Origin of the sequence: Streptomyces sp. NPDC058620, assembly GCF_042717135.1 — a bacterium.
In the GTDB taxonomy this organism is placed as follows: Bacteria; Actinomycetota; Actinomycetes; order Streptomycetales; family Streptomycetaceae; genus Streptomyces.
Genome location: NZ_JBHXQO010000042.1, coordinates 1 through 17,988, shown reverse-complemented (window position 1 = coordinate 17,988; position 17,988 = coordinate 1). Strand labels below are relative to the sequence as shown.

Sequence of the window (17,988 nt, the reverse complement as noted above, 5' to 3'; positions counted from 1 at the left end):
CGCCGGGGCCCCGCGCTCCCTCGGTCAGCCGGCCACCGGCAGCCCTGCCAGCAGCTCCGTCACGATCGCGGCCCCGCGCAGCGTCAGCACCGACTCGGGGTGGAACTGCACCGAAGCGAAGCCGTTCCCGCGCAGCGCGTGCAGCTCACCGGTCGCCGAGTCGCGGCTCGCCTCGATGGAGTGCGCGGCCAGCTCGGCGGCCGTCGACTCGTCGCAGCGGGCCATGAAGCTGTTGTAGAAACCGACGGTCTCCGGACGGCCGAACAGCTCGATCCGGGTCTGCGCACCCTGGTGCGGCACGGCCTTCCGGACGATCTCGACGCCCAGTTCCGCCGCGATCAGCTCATGCCCGAGGCAGACCCCGAGCAGCCCGTGCCGGTGGTCCCTGAGCAACTCGGCGGCCAGTGCGCGCAGCAGCCGCATCTTCGGATCGGTGGCGTCGGCGGGATTCCCGGGCCCGGGGCCCAGCACGACGGGCCCCTCGTGCGCCCGTACGGCTTCGCGCAGCCCCGGCTCGTCGTACCGGCGCACCGACACCTGGAGCCCCGACGACCGCAGGAGATGTGCCAGCATCGCGGTGAAGGTGTCCTCGCCGTCCACCACGAGCGCGTGACCGGACAGCTCCCGCGTACGTTCCTGCATCCGCAGCCAGAAGGGCGCGAGCCCGCCGCGCCGGTCGTTCAGCGCCGCCTGCACCCGCGGATCGGACGCCAGTCGCGGGCGGTCCGCCTCCGCCTGCGGCCGACCCGGCCGCACGCCCAGGGCCGCCAGCACCCCGGCCGCCTTGGCATGGGTCTCGGCGACCTCGCTGTCCGGGTCCGAATGACGTACGAGCGTGGCGCCGACCGGCACCTTCAGCCGGCCGTCGGCCGAGATGTCGGCCGTGCGGATCAGGATCGGTGAGTCGAGGGTCTGCGTCCCGTTCGCGTCGAGCCGCAGGAGGGCCAGCGCGCCCGCGTAGTAACCGCGGCCTCCGGGCTCGTACCGCTCGATGACCCGGCAGGCGTTCTGGACGGGGGAGCCGGTGACCGTCGCCGCGAACATGGTCTCCTTCAGGACCTCCCGCACGTCCAGCGAGGAGCGCCCGCGCAGTTCGTACTCGGTGTGCGCGAGGTGGGCCATCTCCTTCAGCCGGGGGCCGACCACGACCCCGCCCAAGTCGCCCACGGTGCACATCATCTTGAGTTCCTCGTCGACCACCATGGAGAGCTCCTCGGTCTCCTTGCGGTCGCCGAGGAAGGCCAGCAGGCTCTCGGCCGTGGGGCCTTCCGCGGGGTAGCGGTAGGTGCCGCTGATCGGGTTCATCACGACCGTGCCGCCGGACATCCGCACATGCACCTCGGGGCTGGCGCCGACCAGCGTCCGGTCCCCGGTGTGGACGACGAACGTCCAGTAGGCGCCCCGTTCGCCCGACAGCAGCCGCCGGAACAGCGCCAGCGCGTCGGCCCGGCCGAACCCGGGGATCTCGCCGCCGAAGGTCCGCCGGATCACGAAGTTCGCGCCCTCGCCCTGCCCGATCTCGTCCTCGATGACCCGCCGGACGGTCTCCGCGTACTCCGCGTCGGGCACGTCGAAGCTCCCGCCCTCCACCCGCACCTCGTGAACGGGCAGCGCGGCGAGCACCTCACCGAGCGGCAGCGCGTAGGACTCCTGGGCGAGGAGCACGGACAGCGGAGTGCCGTCGTCGCGGACGTCGAAGCCGCGCTCGGCGATCTGCCGGAACGGCACCAGGGCGAGTGAGGGCTGCTCGCCCACGGGGATGCCTGCGAGCCGGTCCACCTCACGGACCTGGCCGATCAGTACGTCGACGGTGTCGTGGTCGTGGCCCGGGGTGCGTCTGCGCAGCAGTGCGAACGGCGGGCAGTCGTCCCGGAGCAGTCTCCGGACGAGGTCGGTCACGCGGTCGGTCATGGGTGTTCCTTCCGATGAGGAGGAGGAACGGCTCCGAAACGCAGAGAAGGCCGCCCCTCGGGCGGCCTTCGCGAAGTGTGTACGCGCGCTGAATCAGCGGGCCGCCGGATGAGCGGTCCACCACCAGTTCTGGATTGTCTGCGCGAACATGCCATGGATCGTAGCGCACGGCGGGCGGGGCGGGGACGTCTTCGTGCCCCGTGGCGCGGATCGTTCCACCGCGCGACTTCGGACGGTCTGTCTCATCAGGCGAGCGAGTGCCGGCCGGGGAGCGGCGACCCCGTAGTCTTGCTGTCGTGATCGTGAAAGCTGAATCCCTGAGCGTCGCCGACAAGGCGACCTGGCGAGACCTTCCCGCGGCGCAGCAGCCCGAGTACCCCGACTCCGAGGCCCTGCGCGATGTGCTCGCGGACCTCGAGTCGTATCCGCCGCTCGTCTTTGCCGGCGAGTGCGACCAGCTGCGTGCCCGCATGGGAGCCGTCGCCAAGGGCGAGGCGTTCCTGCTGCAGGGCGGCGACTGCGCCGAGGCGTTCGACGCCGTGTCGGCCGAGCACATTCGAGCCAAACTCAAGACGCTGCTCCAGATGAGCGCCGTCCTCACCTACGCGGCCTCCGTGCCCGTCGTGAAGATCGGCCGGATCGCCGGTCAGTACTCCAAGCCGCGCTCCAAGTCGACCGAGACCCGCGACGGCGTGACGCTGCCGACCTACCGCGGCGACTCCGTCAACGGCTTCGACTTCACCGAGGCCGCCCGCATTCCGGACCCCCAGCGGCTGAAGCAGATGTACCACGCATCCGCTTCCACGCTGAACCTGGTCCGCGCCTTCACCACCGGCGGTTACGCCGACCTGCGCCAGGTGCACGCCTGGAACCAGGACTTCGTGAGGTCGTCGCCCTCCGGTCAGCGCTACGAGGCCCTGGCCCGTGAGATCGACAACGCGCTGAACTTCATGAAGGCGTGCGGCACGGACCCGGCCGAGTTCAAGGCGGTCGAGTTCTACTCCTCGCACGAGGGTCTGCTGCTGGACTACGAGACGGCGCTGACGCGCACCGACTCGCGCACCGGCAAGCTGTACGACACCTCGGGCCACATGGTGTGGATCGGTGAGCGCACCCGCCAGATGGACGGCGCGCACATCGAGTTCGCCTCGAAGATCAGTAACCCGATCGGCATCAAGCTCGGCCCGACGACCACCGTCGACGACGCGCTCGGCTACATCGACCGCCTCGACCCCGAGCGCGAGCCGGGCCGGCTGACCTTCATCGTCCGCATGGGCGCCGACAAGGTCCGCGACAAGCTCCCCGAGCTCGTCGAGAAGGTCACCGCATCCGGCGCCACCGTGGCGTGGGTGACGGACCCGATGCACGGCAACACCTTCGAGGCCGCGTCCGGCCACAAGACCCGCCGCTTCGACGACGTCCTCGACGAGGTCAAGGGCTTCTTCGAGGTGCACAAGGGTCTCGGGACGCACCCGGGCGGCATCCACGTCGAGCTCACCGGTGACGATGTCACCGAGTGCGTCGGCGGCGGCCACGAGATCTTCGTGGACGATCTGCACCAGCGGTACGAGACGGCCTGCGACCCCCGGCTCAACCGCAGCCAGTCCCTCGACCTGGCGTTCCTGGTCGCCGAGATGTACCGCGACCAGTAGGAATCACCGGACTGTACGACTGTGGGGCACGGATCGATGTGATCCGTGCCCCACAGGTCGTTCCGGGGCTTTTACCCACCAGGAGCGACGGGTAAGGTTAGGTTAGCCTCACCGAAAAGATCGGGGCGGCTCAGCGATCGACCCCGGCGGGAGGTGAACCGCGTGTACGTCTGCTCGTGTTTCGGAGTCACGGAACAGCAGGTCAAGCAGCATGCGGACGCCGGTGCCTGTACGCCCCGGCAGATAGCATCCGCCTGCAAGGCCGGCACGGACTGCGGTGGCTGCGTCCGGAGGATTCAGGCGCTGCTGGGGCGCGGTGACTGCCCGCGCCGCGAGCTGCTCGACCAGAAGCAGGAGCCGGTGGCCGGTTCCGTCGGTGCGGCGGCCGGCGTCACCGCTTCGCCGGACATCCGGCTCTCCGACGCGGCCTGAATCCGTCCGGTTTCTGGGTCACCGAGCCCCCGAGCCCCCGAGTTCCCACGTTCTTGAGCCCTCGGCTCAGCTGTCCGGCTGCTCGATCAGCTGCGCGATGTAGAGCGGCTCGCCGAGCTTCTCGACCAGTTCCAGCTGGGTGTCGAGGTAGTCGATGTGGTGCTCTTCGTCCGCCAGGATCGACTCAAAGATATTTGCGGACGTGATGTCGCCCTTGTTGCGCATCAGCTCGATGCCCCGCTTGAGACGGTCGATCGCCTCCACCTCGACCTGTCGGTCGGCCTGGAACATCTCGGTGACCGTCTGGCCGACCCGTACATGGAAAAGCCGCTGGTAATTGGGCAGGCCGTCGAGAAACAGAATGCGGTCGGTCAGGATCTCGGCGTGCTTCATCTCGTCGAACGACTCGGCCCTGGTGTACTTGGCGAGCTTCGTCCAGCCGAAGTTGTCCTGCATCTTTGCATGCAGGAAATACTGGTTGATGGCAGTCAGTTCGGCGGTCAGCTGTTCGTTCAGGAACTCGAGGACCTCGGGGTCGCCCTGCATCGCAGAGGCTCCTTCCAACCGGTGTACTGGGCAAGTTGGCCGCATCCTCGCATTGCGCCTGCCGGTCGTCCAGTAAGTGCACGCTTAGTACGAGTTGCCCGAATCGGGTCTGCCCTGGTCATGACCACCCCTGGCTGTCTGTCACCATGGAGGCATGGGTCAGCCGGAAAGCCGGGAATACAGCGAATCAGGGCAGTCCGAGCTTCCGCCGGGGCAGCGTCTGCAGCGCGGCTGGCCGGTCACCCACTACGGGCCCGTACCCAAGTTCAAGCCCGACCGCTGGGAGTTCCGGGTCTTCGGGGCCACGGCGGACGGCGACAAACGCTGCTGGAATCACCAGGAGTTCACGGCGCTGCCGTTCTCCTCGGTCGTCGCCGATCTGCACTGCGTGACGAAATTCAGCATGGTCGGCGCCGAATGGGGCGGAGTTCTCGCCCGTACCCTCGTGGATCTCGCACCGCCCGCACCCAATGTCACCCATGTGATGGTGTGGGCCGAGTACGGATTCAGCTCGAATCTCCGCCTGGACGACTTCGTCGCGGACCGGACCGTATTCGCCACCCACAAGGACGGCGACCTGCTCACCGCCGAACACGGCTTTCCGGTGCGGCTGGTGGTGCCGCATCTCTACGCCTGGAAGGGCCCCAAGTGGGTCCGTGGTATCGAGTACATGACCGCCGACCGCCGCGGTTTCTGGGAAGAGCGTGGCTATCACAACATCGGCGACCCGTGGAGCGAGCAGCGCTACTCCTACCAGGAAGAGCCCGGGGACGGCCCCGAGCTCTGATCCGGGAGGCTCCGCGCCTCAGTGGTGGTACTGGTGGACCACGGCGTGGCCCCTGCCGCGGCCGATCATCCACTTGTTGAACGGCACCGTGACGACGAAGGCGGCCGCCAGTGCGATCGCCAGGACGATCCAGAACATCGCATCGGCCACATGCGCGTCCATGGCCCCCGGCCACAGGGCGAGCACACCGTTGTCGATCAGTTCCATCACGGCGATCGAGAGGGTGTCGGCCGCCAGGGCGACCCGGATCGCCGTGCGGAAGTCCACGCCGGCCTTGAGGACGCCGCGCAGGGTCAGCGCGTAACCGAAGAAGAACGCCAGGGTGATCGCGAGCACCATCGTCGGCACGTTGCCCCAGCCGAGCGCGGTGCCGATCACCATGCCGAGGACCTCGCCGATGGCGCAGCCGGTGAGGCAGTGCAGCGTGGCCTTGGCGGCCACGGCCCAGCCGGCCTTGCCGGGCGCGGAGCCCGAGGGCGCGGGCCCGCCGTGTCCCGCGTGGCCGCCGTGTCCTGCGTGGGCCTCTTGCCCCGCGTGCGCCTGGTGGGCGTGTCCGGCGTGCGGGTCGTGCCGGGTGTCGTGGTCGTGCCGCATGGTTTTCCCCAAAGCCGGACAGCGGTTCCTGTCGACAACAGAAACCGTATACCCCCTAGGGGTACTTATCAAGGGTGTGCGGGATCTCGCAGCTCCTTCAGTCGTGCAACGTCCGCGGCATGCCCAGCCTTGCCACCGGGCGTCTCGATGACCAGCGGTACGCCGTCGGTCGCCGGGTGCGAGAACAGCTCACGGAACGGCTCCGCACCGATGTGCCCCGCGCCGATGTTCTCGTGCCGGTCCTTGTGCGCCCCCACCACGTCCTTGGAGTCATTGGCGTGGATCAGCTTCAGCCGGCCCTCGCCGACGGTGTCCACCAGCAGATCGAGGGTCTGACGCATGCCCGCGGGGCCGGTCAGGTCGTGCCCCGCCGCGTAGATGTGGCAGGTGTCCAGGCAGATGCCCAGCTTGGGATGGGAGTCCAGTGCCTCGAAGTACGGACCGAAGTCCCAGGTCCGCGAGCAGAGCGAGAAGCCCTGCCCCGCGGTCGACTCCAGCAGCAGACACGGGTCGTCGTCGTGCGTCAGCTCGTCGAGCAGCGGCCTCATGTGCCTGCGCACCTGCGCGAGGGCCTCCGCGGGGGGCCGTCCGCCGGTCGCCGAACCCGTATGCACCACGACGCCCAGCGCGCCGATCGCCCTGGCCCTGCGCAGGGAGTGGCGCAGCGACTCCACCGACCGCTCGACCGTGGCCTCGGTGTGCGAGCCGAAATTGATCAGATACGGGGCGTGGACGTACGCCGGGATCGACCCTGCCTCGCACTCCGCGCGGAACAGATCGTCCTGCGCCGGATTCCCGGGCGGCGTCGCCCAGCCGCGCGGATTGGCGACGAAGACCTGCACGGCCTCCGCGCTCAGCTCACGCGCGTAGTCGAGACCGACCTTGGCGAGTCCGCCCGCCACCGGGACATGGGCGCCTACCGGGTTTCGCATGTGGATCTACAGTCCCTTGGTCCTGATCGTGATCGTGGAGCCCTCGGCGGCCTGTTCGCCACCGTCGACGGACTGCTTCTCGATGGTGTCGCCGAAGGACAGGAAGGGCCGGTCGACCTCGACCTCGAACCCCGCCTCTTCCAGTGTGCTCCTGGCCTCGTCCACGTCCTTGCCCGTGACGTCCGGGACGTCGAGCATCCGAGGCCCCTTGGAGACCGTGAGCTCCACGGAGTCGCCTTCGGCCGCCACGGCGCCCTCCGCGGGTGACTGCTCGGCGATATCGCCCGCGACCTCGGCGGAGCTCACCCGGCCGGGCCGGACCTCGGCCTTCAGGCCCTCCTCCTCCAGCGCGAGGGTGGCGTCCTCGACGGAGAGACCGGTGACGTCCGGGACGTCGATCGGGCTGCCCTTGCTGACCACCAGCGCGACGGCGGATCCGGAGTGGCGCTCGGTGCCGGCCCCGGGGTCCGTACGGACCACATCGCCCCGCGCCACGTCCTCGCTGAACTCCCGGGTCACCCTCCCGGGGACCAGACCCGCTTCCTTCAGGTCGCGCCTGGCTTCGGCGAGAGCGACGCCCTGGACATCGGGCACGTCCACCATCTCCGGGCCCCGGGAGACGACGAGCCGCACGGAGTCGTTGCCCCGGATGCGTTCGCCGGAACCCGGATCGCTGCTCACCACCGTGCCACGGGCGGCGGTGTCGCTGTACGCGCGGTCGATCCGCTGCACATCGAGACCGGCGTCATCGAGCCGCTGCTCGGCGGTCTGCTGGCTCTGGCCCAGCAGCGAGGGGACCCGGGTGAACTGCCCGGAGTTGATGTACCAGACACCCGCGCCGACGCCCAGCACCAGCAGGAGGGCGGCGAGCGCGGCGGCTATGCCGCGCCGGGGGTTCCCGCCGAAGGGGACGCGTCGGCCGGGTCCGGTCCGCCGGGGCGGCAGGGACGGCGGCATCTCCAGCCGGCTCGTGTGGTGGGTGGTGCCCTGGCCGGGCGGAAGCACCCGCGGGATCACGCTCGTACGGTCGTCGGCGGCGTCGTGCTCCTCGCCGCGGGCCCGCGGGGGCTTCGCGTCGAGCTGCTCGTCGGTGAGGGCGGCCCTGCACTCCCGTGCCAGGGCCAGCAGGACCACCGCGTCCTGCGGACGCACCTCGGCGTTACGGGCGGTGGCGCTCGCCACCAGAGCGTCCAGCTCCACCGGGAGCCCCGGGACGGCCGCGGACGGCGCCGGGACGTCCTCGTTGAGGTGCTGGTAGATGACCTGGGCGGCGGTGTCCCCGGTGTGGGGCTTGCCACCGGTCAGCATTTCGTAGAGGACGACCCCGCACGCGTACACATCGGCCCGCGTATCGGCGGTGCCGTGTTCGATCTGCTCGGGTGCGAGATACGACACGGTGCCCAGGAGCGAGCCGGTGGTCTCGGTGACGGTACCCACGGCCCGTACGAGCCCGAAGTCGGCGACCTTCACCCTGCCGTCGTCCCCTATCAGGACGTTCTCCGGCTTCATGTCGCGGTGCACGAAGCCCGCGCGGTGCGCGGCGCCGAGGGCGGCCAGTACCGGTTCCATGATGTCCAGAGCGGCCCGGGGCTGCAGGGCACCGCGCTCGCGCAGGACGTCACGGAGCGTGCACCCCGCGACGTACTCCATCGCCAGATAGACGTACGCCCCCTGGGCGCCCTGGTCGAAGACCGCGACGACATTGGGGTGCGCGAGCCTGGCCACGGACTTGGCCTCGCGGATGAAGCGCTCGACGAACGAGGCGTCGGTCGCCAGTGCCGGGTGCATCACCTTGAGCGCGAGCACCCGGTCGAGCCGGGTGTCCATGGCCCGGTAGACCGTGGCCATACCGCCGACGGCGATCCGCGCGTCGACGCGATAGCGGCCGTCGAGCAGCTGCCCGATCATGGGGTCCTGGAGGGTCGTATCCACGCATCGAGTCTACGAGCCGGCGCCGACACGGCCGACGGTCCGGGCAGCTCCGGGGGCTACTGCAGCCGAGCCGTGACAGGGACACGCTCCGGCCGTGTCCTAGAACGCCGGACGCTCCGGGTCCAGTACGGCACGGCCCTCGCCCGGGGACGACGCCTCGGCGAAGTGGCGGCGTGGAATCCGGCCGGCCCGGAACGCCAGGCGCCCGCCCTCCACCGCATGCCTCATCGCGCCCGCCATCAGCTCCGGCTCCTGGGCCCGGGTCACCGCCGACGCCAGCATCACCGCCGAACAGCCCAGCTCCATCGCGAGCGCCGCGTCCGAAGCGGTCCCGGCGCCGGCGTCCAGGATCACCGGTACCCCGGCCCGCTCGACGATCAGCTGGAAGTTGTGCGGGTTGCGGATGCCGAGGCCGGAACCGATGGGGGAGCCGAGCGGCATGATCGCCGCGCACCCCACGTCCTCCAGCTTCCGGGCCAGCACCGGATCGTCGTTGGTGTACGGAAGGACCGTGAACCCGTCGTCCACGAGGATCTCGGCGGCGTCCAGCAGCTCGATCGGGTCGGGCAGCAGCGTGCGCTCGTCCGCCACGACCTCCAGCTTGACCCAGTCGGTCCCCAGCGCCTCCCTGGCCAGCCGGGCGGTGAGTACGGCCTCGCCTGCGGTGAAGCAGCCCGCCGTGTTCGGCAGGACGCGGATGGAGAGCCGTTCCAGGACGGAGAGGACCGAGCCCTGCACGGTCGGGTCCAGCCGGCGCATCGCCACGGTCGTCAGCTCGGTGCCGGAGGCGAGCAGGGAGCGCTCCAGGACCTCCAGGCTCGGAGCGCCGCCCGTACCCATGATCAGCCGGGAGGAGAAGGGCGTACCGCCCAGGGTGAAGAGATCGTCGGACATCGGGTCAGCCTCCCTGGACCGCGGTGAGGACCTCGACACGGTCTCCGTCGGCGAGCGCGGTGGAGGACCACTGGCTGCGCGGGACCACGGTCTCGTTGACGGCTGCGGCCACGCCGGAGTGCGAGGCGGTGAGCGTCGCCACGAGAGTGTCGAGCGGGGTGTCGAGGGGAACGCTTCGGCGTTCCCCGTTCACGGAGATCAGAACGGGGCCGGACAGATGCTCGGTCATGCGGGCTGCTCCTGAGGCACGGGGGTGGCTGAGGGCGAGGGGGTGAAACGGCTCGGTGTGAAGGCGCGGCCCACGTCCGGCAGCTCGCCGGTGGTCAGCACGTGTGCCATCACCTCGCCGGTGACCGGGGTCAGCAGTACCCCGTTGCGGTGGTGTCCGGTGGCGAGATGGAGGCCGGGCAGGGCCGTCGGGCCCAGCAGCGGGGCGTTGTCGGGGGAGGCCGGGCGCAGGCCCGCCCGGGTCTCGGTGAGCGGCAGCTCGGTGATGCCGGGCACCAGTTCGTGCGCGTCGCGCAGCAGCTCGTAGACCCCGCCTGCCGTGACGGTGGTGTCCCAGCCCAGCTCCTCGCTGGTGGCGCCGACGACCAGCTCGCCGTTCTCCCGGGGCACCAGGTAGAGGTGGCTGCCGCGGACGACGGCGCGCACCGTCCGGCTGAGGAAGGGGGCGTACGCGGGTGGCACGGTCAGCCGCAGGACCTGGCCCTTGACCGGGCGGACCGGCGGCACGACCTCCTCGGGCAGCCCCGCGAGCCGGCCGCTGAGACTTCCCGCGGCGAGGACGACCTGGTCGGCGCGGAGCTCGGTCCCTCCCGCGAGTACGGCTCCGGCGGCGCGGTCGTGCGTGACCGTCAGCCGCTGCGTCCAGGCCCGGTGGAAGACCACCCCGGCGCGTTCGCAGGCGGTCAGCAGCGCAGCGGCCAGCCGCCGGGGGTCGACCTGGTGGTCGCCGTCGACGCGCAGCCCACCGCGTACGCCCGGGGCCAGCATCGGCTCCAGACGGCGGCACTCGCGCCCGGTGAGCCACTCGGACTCCAGCCCCGAACGCTGCTGCAGCGCGTGCAGTTCGCGCAGATGGGCCCGGTCGTCGGAGTCCAGCGCCACGGCCAGGGTGCCGCAGGCGCGGAAGCCGATCTCCTGACCGCTCGCCTCCTCCAGCTCAGCCGCGAACGCGGGATAGCGGGCGGCGGACGCGACGTTGAGGCCGAGCAGGGTCTGCTCGCCGTAGTGGAGTTCGGTGACGGCGGCGAGCATCCCGGCCGCCACTCCGGCGGCCCCGCCGCCCGGCCCGGGGTCGGCCACCGCCGTACGCAGGCCGCGCTGCGCCGCCCGCCAGGCGGTCACCAGCCCGATGATGCCGCCCCCGATGACGAGGACGTCGCATCCGTTTCCGCTCCTTGGAACACGCATGGGCTTCCAGCCCCTCCCTTCGCCGGCATGACCCGGATCAGGTTCGTACGGTCGGAGGCCGCCCAGCCTCCCTCTCAGCCCGGTGCGTCCGGGCTCCCGCGAGTCTTTTACGTTGGCCACCCTAAACCCCGTCACCCGTGGTCAGTAAGACCCACTCAAGGACCTGCTCGGGCCGTCGCGGCCCGGCCGTCGTGAGGGAGCCACCTTCCTGACGAACCGTCAGGTGCTTAAGGTGGACGGGTGAGTGAGCAGACGGAACAGCAGACAGCGGGACGCCTGACCCGGCACGTCGTGGTCGTCGGAGCGGGCATGGCCGGGGTACAGACCGCCGTGGCCCTGCGCGAACAGGGCTTCACCGGCCCCGTCACGCTGATCGGCGCCGAACCGCATCAGCCGTACGACCGGCCGCCGCTCTCCAAGGCGGTCCTGCTCGGCAAGGCCGAGGACTCCGCCTTCGACATCGACTTCGAGGCAGTCGGCATCACCCTGCGCCTCGGGCTCGACGTGACGGGGCTGCGGCCCGGGGCGCACGAACTGGACACCGTGGACGGCCCCGTCCCGTACGACACCCTGGTCGTCGCCACCGGAGCGGAACCGATCGTGCTGCCCGGGTCCGAGGGCGTCCCGGGCGTCCACCTCCTGCGCACCCTCGACGACGCCGCGCGGCTGAAGCCCGTCCTGGAGCGGCAGCACGACATCGTGGTCGTCGGGGCGGGCTGGATCGGCGCGGAGTTCGCCACCGCCGCCCGCGCCGCGGGCTGCGCGGTCACCGTCGTCGAGGCGGCCGAGCGCCCCCTCGCGGGCGCCCTGCCCGCCGAGGTCGCCGCCCCCATGGCCCACTGGTACGCGCAGAGCGGCGCCGAACTCCTCACCGGCGCCCGGGTGGCCCGGATCGAACCCGGCGCCGTCGTCCTGGCGGACGGCCGGGTGATTCAGGCCGGGGCGGTGGTCGTGGGCATCGGCGCCCGGCCCGCCACCGGCTGGCTGGCCGGCTCCGGCATCGCACTCGGCCCGGACGGCTCGGTCACCGCGGACAGCGCGCTGCGCAGCTCACTGCCCGATGTGTACGCCGTCGGGGACTGCGCCTCCTTCCCCTCCGCCCGCTACGGCGAGCGTCTGCTCGTCCACCACTGGGACAACGCGCTCCAGGGCCCGCGGACCGTCGCCGCCGCCATCGTCACCACCGACGGTGACGGGCAGCCGCAGCCGTACGACCCGGTGCCCTACTTCTGGTCCGAGCAGTTCGACCGGTTCGTGCAGTACGCGGGCCACCACGCCGGTGCGGACACCCTGCTGTGGCGCGGCGACCCTGCGGAAGCCGCCTGGTCGGTGTGCTGGCTGCGCGAAGAAGTGCTGGTCGCGGTGCTCGCCGTCGGCCGCCCGCGCGACCTGGCGCAGGGGCGCAAACTCATCGAGTCGGGCGCCCGCGTCGACCCGGAGCGGGCCGCCGACCCCTCCGTGCCCCTGAAGGCGGCGACGCTCTGACCCGCTCCGATGCCACCTCGTGACCCCCTTACGGTCGGCCCGGCTACCGACTGTCGGTCCGGGATGGCACGCTTGTCCCTGTGACCGAGATTGACGCAAAGATCGATGCTCTCGTCCCTGCCTGGCTCTACCTCCCCGACATCGCGGAAATGCTCGATATCGAGGTGACGCGCGTGCGGCAGCTGGTCAGGGATGGCCAGCTCATCGCCGTACGACGCGGCGAGAACCGGGCGCTCCAGGTACCTGCCGCCTTCATCGACGGCGACAAGGTGGTCAAGGGCCTCCCGGGGCTCCTGACGGTCCTGAGGGACGACGGCTACAACGACGGAGAGATGCTGGAGTGGCTCTTCACTCCCGACCCGACCCTGCCCGGTACCCCCGCGCAGGCGTTGAGTGAGAATCGCGGTACGGAGGTGAAGCGCCGCGCCCAGGCGCTCGCCGTCTGACCGAGACAACCGCACACGGAGTGCGGGCCGAGCCCCACGGCCCGGCCCGCACCCCGCCGTACCGACGGGGGAACCTCACCATGTCCACGCCTCGCGCGCAGCTGTCCGACGCCCGGCTCTATCTGTGCACGGACGCACGCAGGCGGCAGGGTGACCTCCCCGCGTTCCTGGACGCCGTCCTCAGCTCCGGTGTGGACATAGTCCAACTGCGCGACAAGGGCATGGAGGCCGCGGAGGAGCTCGACCACCTCGCGGTGTTCGCCGACGCCTGCAAGCGCCACGGCAAGCTCCTCGCGGTGAACGACCGCGCCGATGTCGCCCACGCCATCGGCTCCCACGTACTGCACCTCGGGCAGGGTGACCTGCCGGTGCCCGCCGCCCGCGCCGTCATCGGCCAGGACGTGGTCATCGGCCGTTCCACCCACGCCGAGTCCGAGGTCGACGCCGCGGTCGCCGAGCCCGGCGTGGACTACTTCTGCACCGGCCCCTGCTGGCCCACCCCGACCAAGCCCGGCCGCTACGCGCCCGGCCTCGGGCTCGTCCGGTACGCAGCCTCGCTCGACCAGCCGCGCCCCTGGTTCGCCATCGGCGGGATCGACGCGGGCAATCTGGACGAGGTGCTGGACGCCGGCGCCCGCCGCGTCGTCGTCGTACGGGCGATCACCGAGGCCGACGATCCGGCCGCCGCTGCCGCCCACCTCGCCGAGCGCGTCAGGGCACGTACCGCCTGAGCAGGGCGTAGTCCGGGTCGCCGTCCGGAGCGTTGGCCGCGCTGCTGTCCGGGTTGGTGTCCGAAGGGTGGACAACAACCCTGCCAATTCGGGCAAATTGCACTGATCTGGTTGGGGTACCGCCCGGCCCTGGTTAACCTCCCAGTATGGCCCTTGGCACACCTTCCACCAGGACGGATCACGCGCGCACCGTGCGTGAGCTGCTCGCGACCGGCAAGACCTCCTACTCGTTCGAGTTCTGGGCGCCCAAGACTGAAAAGGGCGAGCGGAACCTCTGGAACGCGCTGCGCCGGGTCGAGGCGGTCGCCCCGAGCTTCGTCTCCGTGACGTACGGGGCCGGTGGTTCCACCCGCTCCGGGACGGTCAGGGCGACGCAGCAGATCGCCGAGGACTCCACGCTGACGCCCGTCGCGCACCTCACCGCCGTCGACCACTCCATCGCGGAACTGCGCAACATGGTCGGTCAGTACGCGGACGCCGGGATCCGGAACATCCTCGCCGTGCGCGGAGACCCGCCCGGCGACCCGATGGGCGAGTGGGTCAGGCACCCGCGAGGTGTGCGGTACGCGGCCGACCTCGTCCGGCTGATCAAGGAGTCCGGCGATTTCTGTGTCGGCGTCGCTGCCTTTCCCGAAATGCACCCGCGGTCGACCGACTGGGACACCGACATCGGTCATTTCGTGGACAAGTGCCGTGCCGGTGCCGATTACGCGATCACTCAGATGTTCTTCAATCCGGAGGACTATCTCCGGATGCGTGACCGCGTGGTCGCGGCGGGTTGCGAAACGCCCGTCATTCCCGAGGTCATGCCGCTCACCAGCGCCAGACAGCTCGAAAGATTCGCGCAGCTCAGCAACGCGTCTCTCCCATCCTCGTTGAAAGAACGCATCCTCGCAGCCAAGGACGATCCCGCCGCTGTACGCTCCATTGGCATCGAGTTCGCAACGGAGTTCTGCGCGAGGTTGCTCTCCGAGGGTGTCCCCGGACTGCACTTCATCACGCTCAACAACTCAACGGCAACGCTCGAGATCTACGAGAATCTCGGACTGCACAAGCAGTCCTGACCGGCCGTACCCGCCACCAACCGGGGCGGTGGCCGCAGGAGGGGGCGGGCGTGGGCTGGACGGTCCTCTACATCGCATTCGGCATCGTGGCGTTGTGGCTGCTCGGTGAGGTGCTGCTGCAGTACAAGGCACGGCTGCGCTGGCGGCTGCTCGCCTTCGCCGGATTCCTCGCTGTGGTCATAGGTGTCCTGATCCCGTCCGTGCTGGTGATCGCCCTCGGGGCGATCGCCTTCGCGACCGGTCAGACCTATGTGACGCTCTCCTTCCGGCGGGGCTTCTCGACGGGCTGGGCCATAGGGGGCAGCCCCGGCGAGAGCCGCCGCCGCCGTGGCGGCGCCGAGCGCGCCGACACCAGGGAACCCACCCTTGAGGTCTCCGACCTGGAGTACCGGGCCGAATCGGAGGCTCCGGCCGCGGTCTACGCGCCGGAACCGCTGCCGGACGACACCGGGCAGTACGGCGTGTACACCGAGGCCGCCTACGCGGCCGCGGGCGCCGGCGGGAGCCGGACGGAGCAGGGCGAGGTCCAGTACGACGCCTACGCGCCGTACCCCGACTACAGTCCGCCCGCCCAGGACGCCTACACCGGCCAGGACGGCTACGCCACGCAGGGCACGTCCCCGGGGCAGGACACCTACGCCGGCCAGTACGACTACGGCACGGACCGGCAGAGCTACGCCGCGTACTCCGACCCGTACATCGGGACCGGCACCACCGGCGGTTCCGCGCCGTACGCCTCGTACGACAGTTACGGCAACGGGTACGACAGCTACGGGGGCCAGCAGCAGTACGCCGAGCCCTACCCGCAGCAGTACGGCGAGACCCCGCCGGGCGGGGTCTGGGTTCCGCAGCAGCGCGACGCCGAGCAGTACCCGCCGATGCCGCAGCAGGAGCCCGCGGAACCCGCGCCGTACGGCAACGGGTACGACACCGGCCAGAACGAGCCGTACCGCTACTGAGCCGGCCCCCTCCGGGGCTTCACCGGGAGCCGCGGAACCCGTCGCCCTCCACGATGAGGCCGGCGACCAGGGCCCCCGACATCCCGGCGTGCGCCAGTCCGCCGCCGGGATGCGCCCAGCCGCCCGCCAGATACAGGCCCGGCAGCCGGGTGCGGTTGCCGGGGTGAAGCCAGGCGCCGTCGGCCCCGGCCAGCGCGGGCGCGGGCACCGAACCGCCCTCGGCGCCGGTGTCCGCCGCGGTCTCCGCGGGCGTCCGCACCTCCGCATGGATCACCCGGTCCCGGAGGTCCGGCACGGCGGCGCAGGCCGCACCGATCACCGTGTCCGCGAACCGCTCGCGCAGCGCCGCGTCCGTCCAGTCGACCGGGCCGTGCGGGGCGACCGTCGCCATCAGGGTCACCGCCTCGTGCGCCTCGTCCGGGCGGGTCGACGGATCATCGGGCCGCACCACCGTCACGGTCGGCCGCTCGGCGATCCGGCCCCCGAAGACGGCATCCCGCTCCGCGTCCGAGCCGTGCACCACGGTCCGGTGCACCGCACCCGGCTCCCGGGCCCCGCGCAAGGACAGCAGGACCAGGAACCGGCCCGGCACCGCACCGCGCCCCGGACGCGGCCGTGCCGCCACGTCCCCGTCCCGCCACAGCTCCTGACCCGGCGTCAGCTCAGGTCGCGGCTGCGCGGCCAGCACCACATGATCGGCCTCGGCGCTCTCCCCGTCCGCCAGCTCGACGCCCGCCGCCCGGCCGTCCTTCTCGGTGATCCGGACGACCTCGGCCCCGAAGACGAAGCTCACCCGCCGGGCCAGGCACCGCTCGTACAGCGCCTCGGCCAGCGCCCTCATGCCTCCGGTCACGTACCAACTGCCGAAGGTCTCCTGCATGTACGGCACGAGGGCGGCGCTCGCCGGAGCGGTGCGCGGGTCCAGTCCGTACGACAGGGCGTACCCGTCCAGCAGGGCCGCCAGCCGGGGGTCGGTCAGCTCCCAGGCGCCGATCTCCGCCACCGTCCCCGCCTGCCGGGCCGGGCGCAGCAGTCTGCGCTGCCGGACCGCGGGGTAGGGATCACGGCCGAGGACCTGCCAGTCGGGACGCAGCGGCTCCTCCAGCAGCGGGCGCCGCGAGCGGTCCCAGGCGTCCCCGGCCCGGTCCAGGAACGCACCCCAGCGGCCACCGGCGCCCGCTCCGAGCGCCTCGTCCAGAGCGGCGACCACACCGGCCCGGGAGGCGTTCGGCAGCGACACCGTGATGCCGTCCGCGAAGACATGACGGCTCGCCGGGTCCACCTGGGTCAGCGTGACGCACTGTTCCAGGGACTCCTTGCCGGTCTTCACGAACAGATCGCGGTAGACGGCGGGCAGGTGCAGCAGGGGCGGCCCGGTGTCGAAGGCGAAGCCGTCCCGGGCGAACCGGCCGACCGAGCCGCCGTACGTCGCGGACCGCTCGTACACCGTCACCCGGTGGCCTGCCACGGCGAGCCGGGCCGCCGCCGCCATCGCGCCCGTCCCGGCGCCGATCACCGCAATTCGTGCCATGTCATTGACCCTAAGGGGTGCCTCCGACAGCTCAGCCGGGAGGCCGGTGCCCGCCCGCTTCCGCGATGCGTCTCTCCTCGCGCCGCTGGGCCACCGCCTCGCACAGGAACAGCACACCGGCCACCACGAGGACATCGGTGCGCTGCAGCGCGGCGGGCACCTCGTCGGTGAGGCCGGTCGCACCGAAGACGCCGAGCAACAGGACCACCGCGTAGGCGTTGATCCCGCTCGCCCAGCCACTCGTGAACACCAGGGGGAGTTCGGACACGGACGCGATCGTAACCAGACGGGGTCCGGCCCGGGCGGGGTCGCGCACACAGCTCTGAGTATCCGTACCTAGCGGGCGAGATGAGTAGGGACGCGGATAGGCCCTCACCTGCGCATACGGAAGAGTGTGGGGCACGGAAGGGGCGCGGCTCCGGGACCGCCGGCACGGGGCGGCGGAACGGTGCGCACCCCTGACGCAACGGGGGTGCACGGCGGAGGGCCCGGGACCACGGGGGAAGCACGGGGTCACGGGGGAAGGGTTCTCCGGCAGCACGGAAAACGCCGGTCCGGTGGGGGTTGAGGGGGGTCGAAAACCCCCCGAACGGCGGCTTGGGGGGCGGCCCCCCCGGGGGCCCCCCGGCGCCGCCGCAGCGCCCCCGGACCCCCCCCGGCCCCCGCCAGGACATCC

Annotated in this window: 18 protein-coding genes, 1 pseudogene and 1 riboswitch; of the genes and pseudogenes, 8 read left to right on the top strand and 11 right to left on the bottom strand. The window is 71.2% G+C overall.

From position 1 onward, the window contains the following. Positions 1 to 24: 24 nt before the first annotated feature. Both ACFWSK_RS28510 and ACFWSK_RS28505 read right to left on the bottom strand, forming a co-directional pair. Positions 25 to 1,911 (bottom strand): anthranilate synthase family protein, encoded by a 1,887-nt coding sequence (locus ACFWSK_RS28510; protein WP_383792081.1) that lies wholly within the window; start codon positions 1,909 to 1,911, stop codon positions 25 to 27. A 93-nt stretch (positions 1,912 to 2,004) separates the two neighbouring features. Further along, on the bottom strand, positions 2,005 to 2,061 hold the full coding sequence (locus ACFWSK_RS28505; protein ID WP_079159714.1) for a trp operon leader peptide: 57 nt from the start codon (positions 2,059 to 2,061) through the stop codon (positions 2,005 to 2,007). Between the two features lie 146 nt (positions 2,062 to 2,207). On the opposite strand from ACFWSK_RS28505, the gene ACFWSK_RS28500 reads away from it, so the two are divergent. Both ACFWSK_RS28500 and ACFWSK_RS28495 read left to right on the top strand, forming a co-directional pair. Continuing rightward, entirely contained in the window at positions 2,208 to 3,563 is a 1,356-nt protein-coding gene (locus tag ACFWSK_RS28500; protein ID WP_383792079.1) for a class II 3-deoxy-7-phosphoheptulonate synthase, read from the top strand. Between the two features lie 162 nt (positions 3,564 to 3,725). Beyond that, positions 3,726 to 3,995 (top strand): bacterioferritin-associated ferredoxin, encoded by a 270-nt coding sequence (locus ACFWSK_RS28495; RefSeq protein WP_383792076.1) that lies wholly within the window; start codon positions 3,726 to 3,728, stop codon positions 3,993 to 3,995. A gap of 66 nt (positions 3,996 to 4,061) precedes the next feature. Here the strand turns inward: ACFWSK_RS28495 and bfr are convergent, their stop codons facing one another. Continuing rightward, positions 4,062 to 4,541, bottom strand: coding sequence for a bacterioferritin (bfr, locus tag ACFWSK_RS28490; protein ID WP_383792074.1), 480 nt, complete (start codon positions 4,539 to 4,541; stop codon positions 4,062 to 4,064). 154 nt (positions 4,542 to 4,695) lie between these two features. Between bfr and ACFWSK_RS28485 the strand changes: the two genes are divergently transcribed. After that, complete coding sequence (locus ACFWSK_RS28485; protein ID WP_383792071.1) at positions 4,696 to 5,328, top strand: sulfite oxidase-like oxidoreductase; 633 nt, start codon at positions 4,696 to 4,698, stop codon at positions 5,326 to 5,328. Between the two features lie 18 nt (positions 5,329 to 5,346). Here the strand turns inward: ACFWSK_RS28485 and ACFWSK_RS28480 are convergent, their stop codons facing one another. The 6 genes from ACFWSK_RS28480 to thiO form a co-directional block, all read right to left on the bottom strand. Further along, positions 5,347 to 5,922 carry a DUF4396 domain-containing protein gene (locus ACFWSK_RS28480; protein WP_383792068.1) on the bottom strand — a complete coding sequence of 192 codons (576 nt, stop codon included), beginning with the start codon at positions 5,920 to 5,922 and terminating at the stop codon, positions 5,347 to 5,349. Positions 5,923 to 5,990: 68 nt separating this feature from the next. Next, entirely contained in the window at positions 5,991 to 6,854 is an 864-nt protein-coding gene (locus ACFWSK_RS28475) for a deoxyribonuclease IV (RefSeq protein ID WP_383792065.1), read from the bottom strand. 6 nt (positions 6,855 to 6,860) lie between these two features. Continuing rightward, complete coding sequence (gene pknB / locus ACFWSK_RS28470) at positions 6,861 to 8,786, bottom strand: Stk1 family PASTA domain-containing Ser/Thr kinase (RefSeq protein ID WP_383792063.1); 1,926 nt, start codon at positions 8,784 to 8,786, stop codon at positions 6,861 to 6,863. Positions 8,787 to 8,885: 99 nt separating this feature from the next. Beyond that, positions 8,886 to 9,680 (bottom strand): thiazole synthase, encoded by a 795-nt coding sequence (locus ACFWSK_RS28465; protein WP_383792060.1) that lies wholly within the window; start codon positions 9,678 to 9,680, stop codon positions 8,886 to 8,888. Positions 9,681 to 9,684: 4 nt separating this feature from the next. After that, positions 9,685 to 9,909, bottom strand: a complete 225-nt coding sequence (gene thiS, locus ACFWSK_RS28460; protein WP_383792057.1) for a sulfur carrier protein ThiS — start codon at positions 9,907 to 9,909, stop codon at positions 9,685 to 9,687. Continuing rightward, positions 9,906 to 11,096, bottom strand: a complete 1,191-nt coding sequence (gene thiO / locus ACFWSK_RS28455; protein WP_383792055.1) for a glycine oxidase ThiO — start codon at positions 11,094 to 11,096, stop codon at positions 9,906 to 9,908. Before thiO ends, thiS begins: the two co-directional genes overlap by 4 nt. Beyond that, positions 11,094 to 11,206, bottom strand: a riboswitch (TPP riboswitch). Its footprint overlaps the gene before it by 3 nt. A 130-nt stretch (positions 11,207 to 11,336) precedes the next feature. Here thiO and ACFWSK_RS28450 point away from each other — a divergent pair. From ACFWSK_RS28450 to ACFWSK_RS28430, 5 genes are all read left to right on the top strand, one after another. Then, the gene (locus ACFWSK_RS28450; RefSeq protein WP_383792052.1) at positions 11,337 to 12,581 is read left to right on the top strand and encodes an NAD(P)/FAD-dependent oxidoreductase; all 1,245 of its coding nucleotides are present in this window, start codon (positions 11,337 to 11,339) and stop codon (positions 12,579 to 12,581) included. A gap of 80 nt (positions 12,582 to 12,661) precedes the next feature. Then, the gene (locus tag ACFWSK_RS28445; RefSeq protein ID WP_383792049.1) at positions 12,662 to 13,027 is read left to right on the top strand and encodes an Rv2175c family DNA-binding protein; all 366 of its coding nucleotides are present in this window, start codon (positions 12,662 to 12,664) and stop codon (positions 13,025 to 13,027) included. A gap of 80 nt (positions 13,028 to 13,107) precedes the next feature. Beyond that, entirely contained in the window at positions 13,108 to 13,758 is a 651-nt protein-coding gene (thiE, locus tag ACFWSK_RS28440; protein ID WP_383792046.1) for a thiamine phosphate synthase, read from the top strand. A gap of 146 nt (positions 13,759 to 13,904) precedes the next feature. After that, the gene (gene metF, locus ACFWSK_RS28435; RefSeq protein ID WP_383792043.1) at positions 13,905 to 14,822 is read left to right on the top strand and encodes a methylenetetrahydrofolate reductase [NAD(P)H]; all 918 of its coding nucleotides are present in this window, start codon (positions 13,905 to 13,907) and stop codon (positions 14,820 to 14,822) included. Positions 14,823 to 14,872: 50 nt separating this feature from the next. After that, on the top strand, positions 14,873 to 15,781 hold the full coding sequence (locus tag ACFWSK_RS28430) for a hypothetical protein (RefSeq protein WP_383792040.1): 909 nt from the start codon (positions 14,873 to 14,875) through the stop codon (positions 15,779 to 15,781). A 19-nt stretch (positions 15,782 to 15,800) separates the two neighbouring features. On the opposite strand, the gene ACFWSK_RS28425 is transcribed toward ACFWSK_RS28430, so the two are convergent. Both ACFWSK_RS28425 and ACFWSK_RS28420 read right to left on the bottom strand, forming a co-directional pair. Continuing rightward, the gene (locus ACFWSK_RS28425) at positions 15,801 to 17,312 is read right to left on the bottom strand and encodes a phytoene desaturase family protein (RefSeq protein WP_383792038.1); all 1,512 of its coding nucleotides are present in this window, start codon (positions 17,310 to 17,312) and stop codon (positions 15,801 to 15,803) included. An 82-nt stretch (positions 17,313 to 17,394) separates the two neighbouring features. Beyond that, positions 17,395 to 17,580: pseudogene (locus ACFWSK_RS28420) on the bottom strand (DUF4126 domain-containing protein); the annotation flags it as partial. Between the last annotated feature and the right edge of the window lie 408 nt (positions 17,581 to 17,988).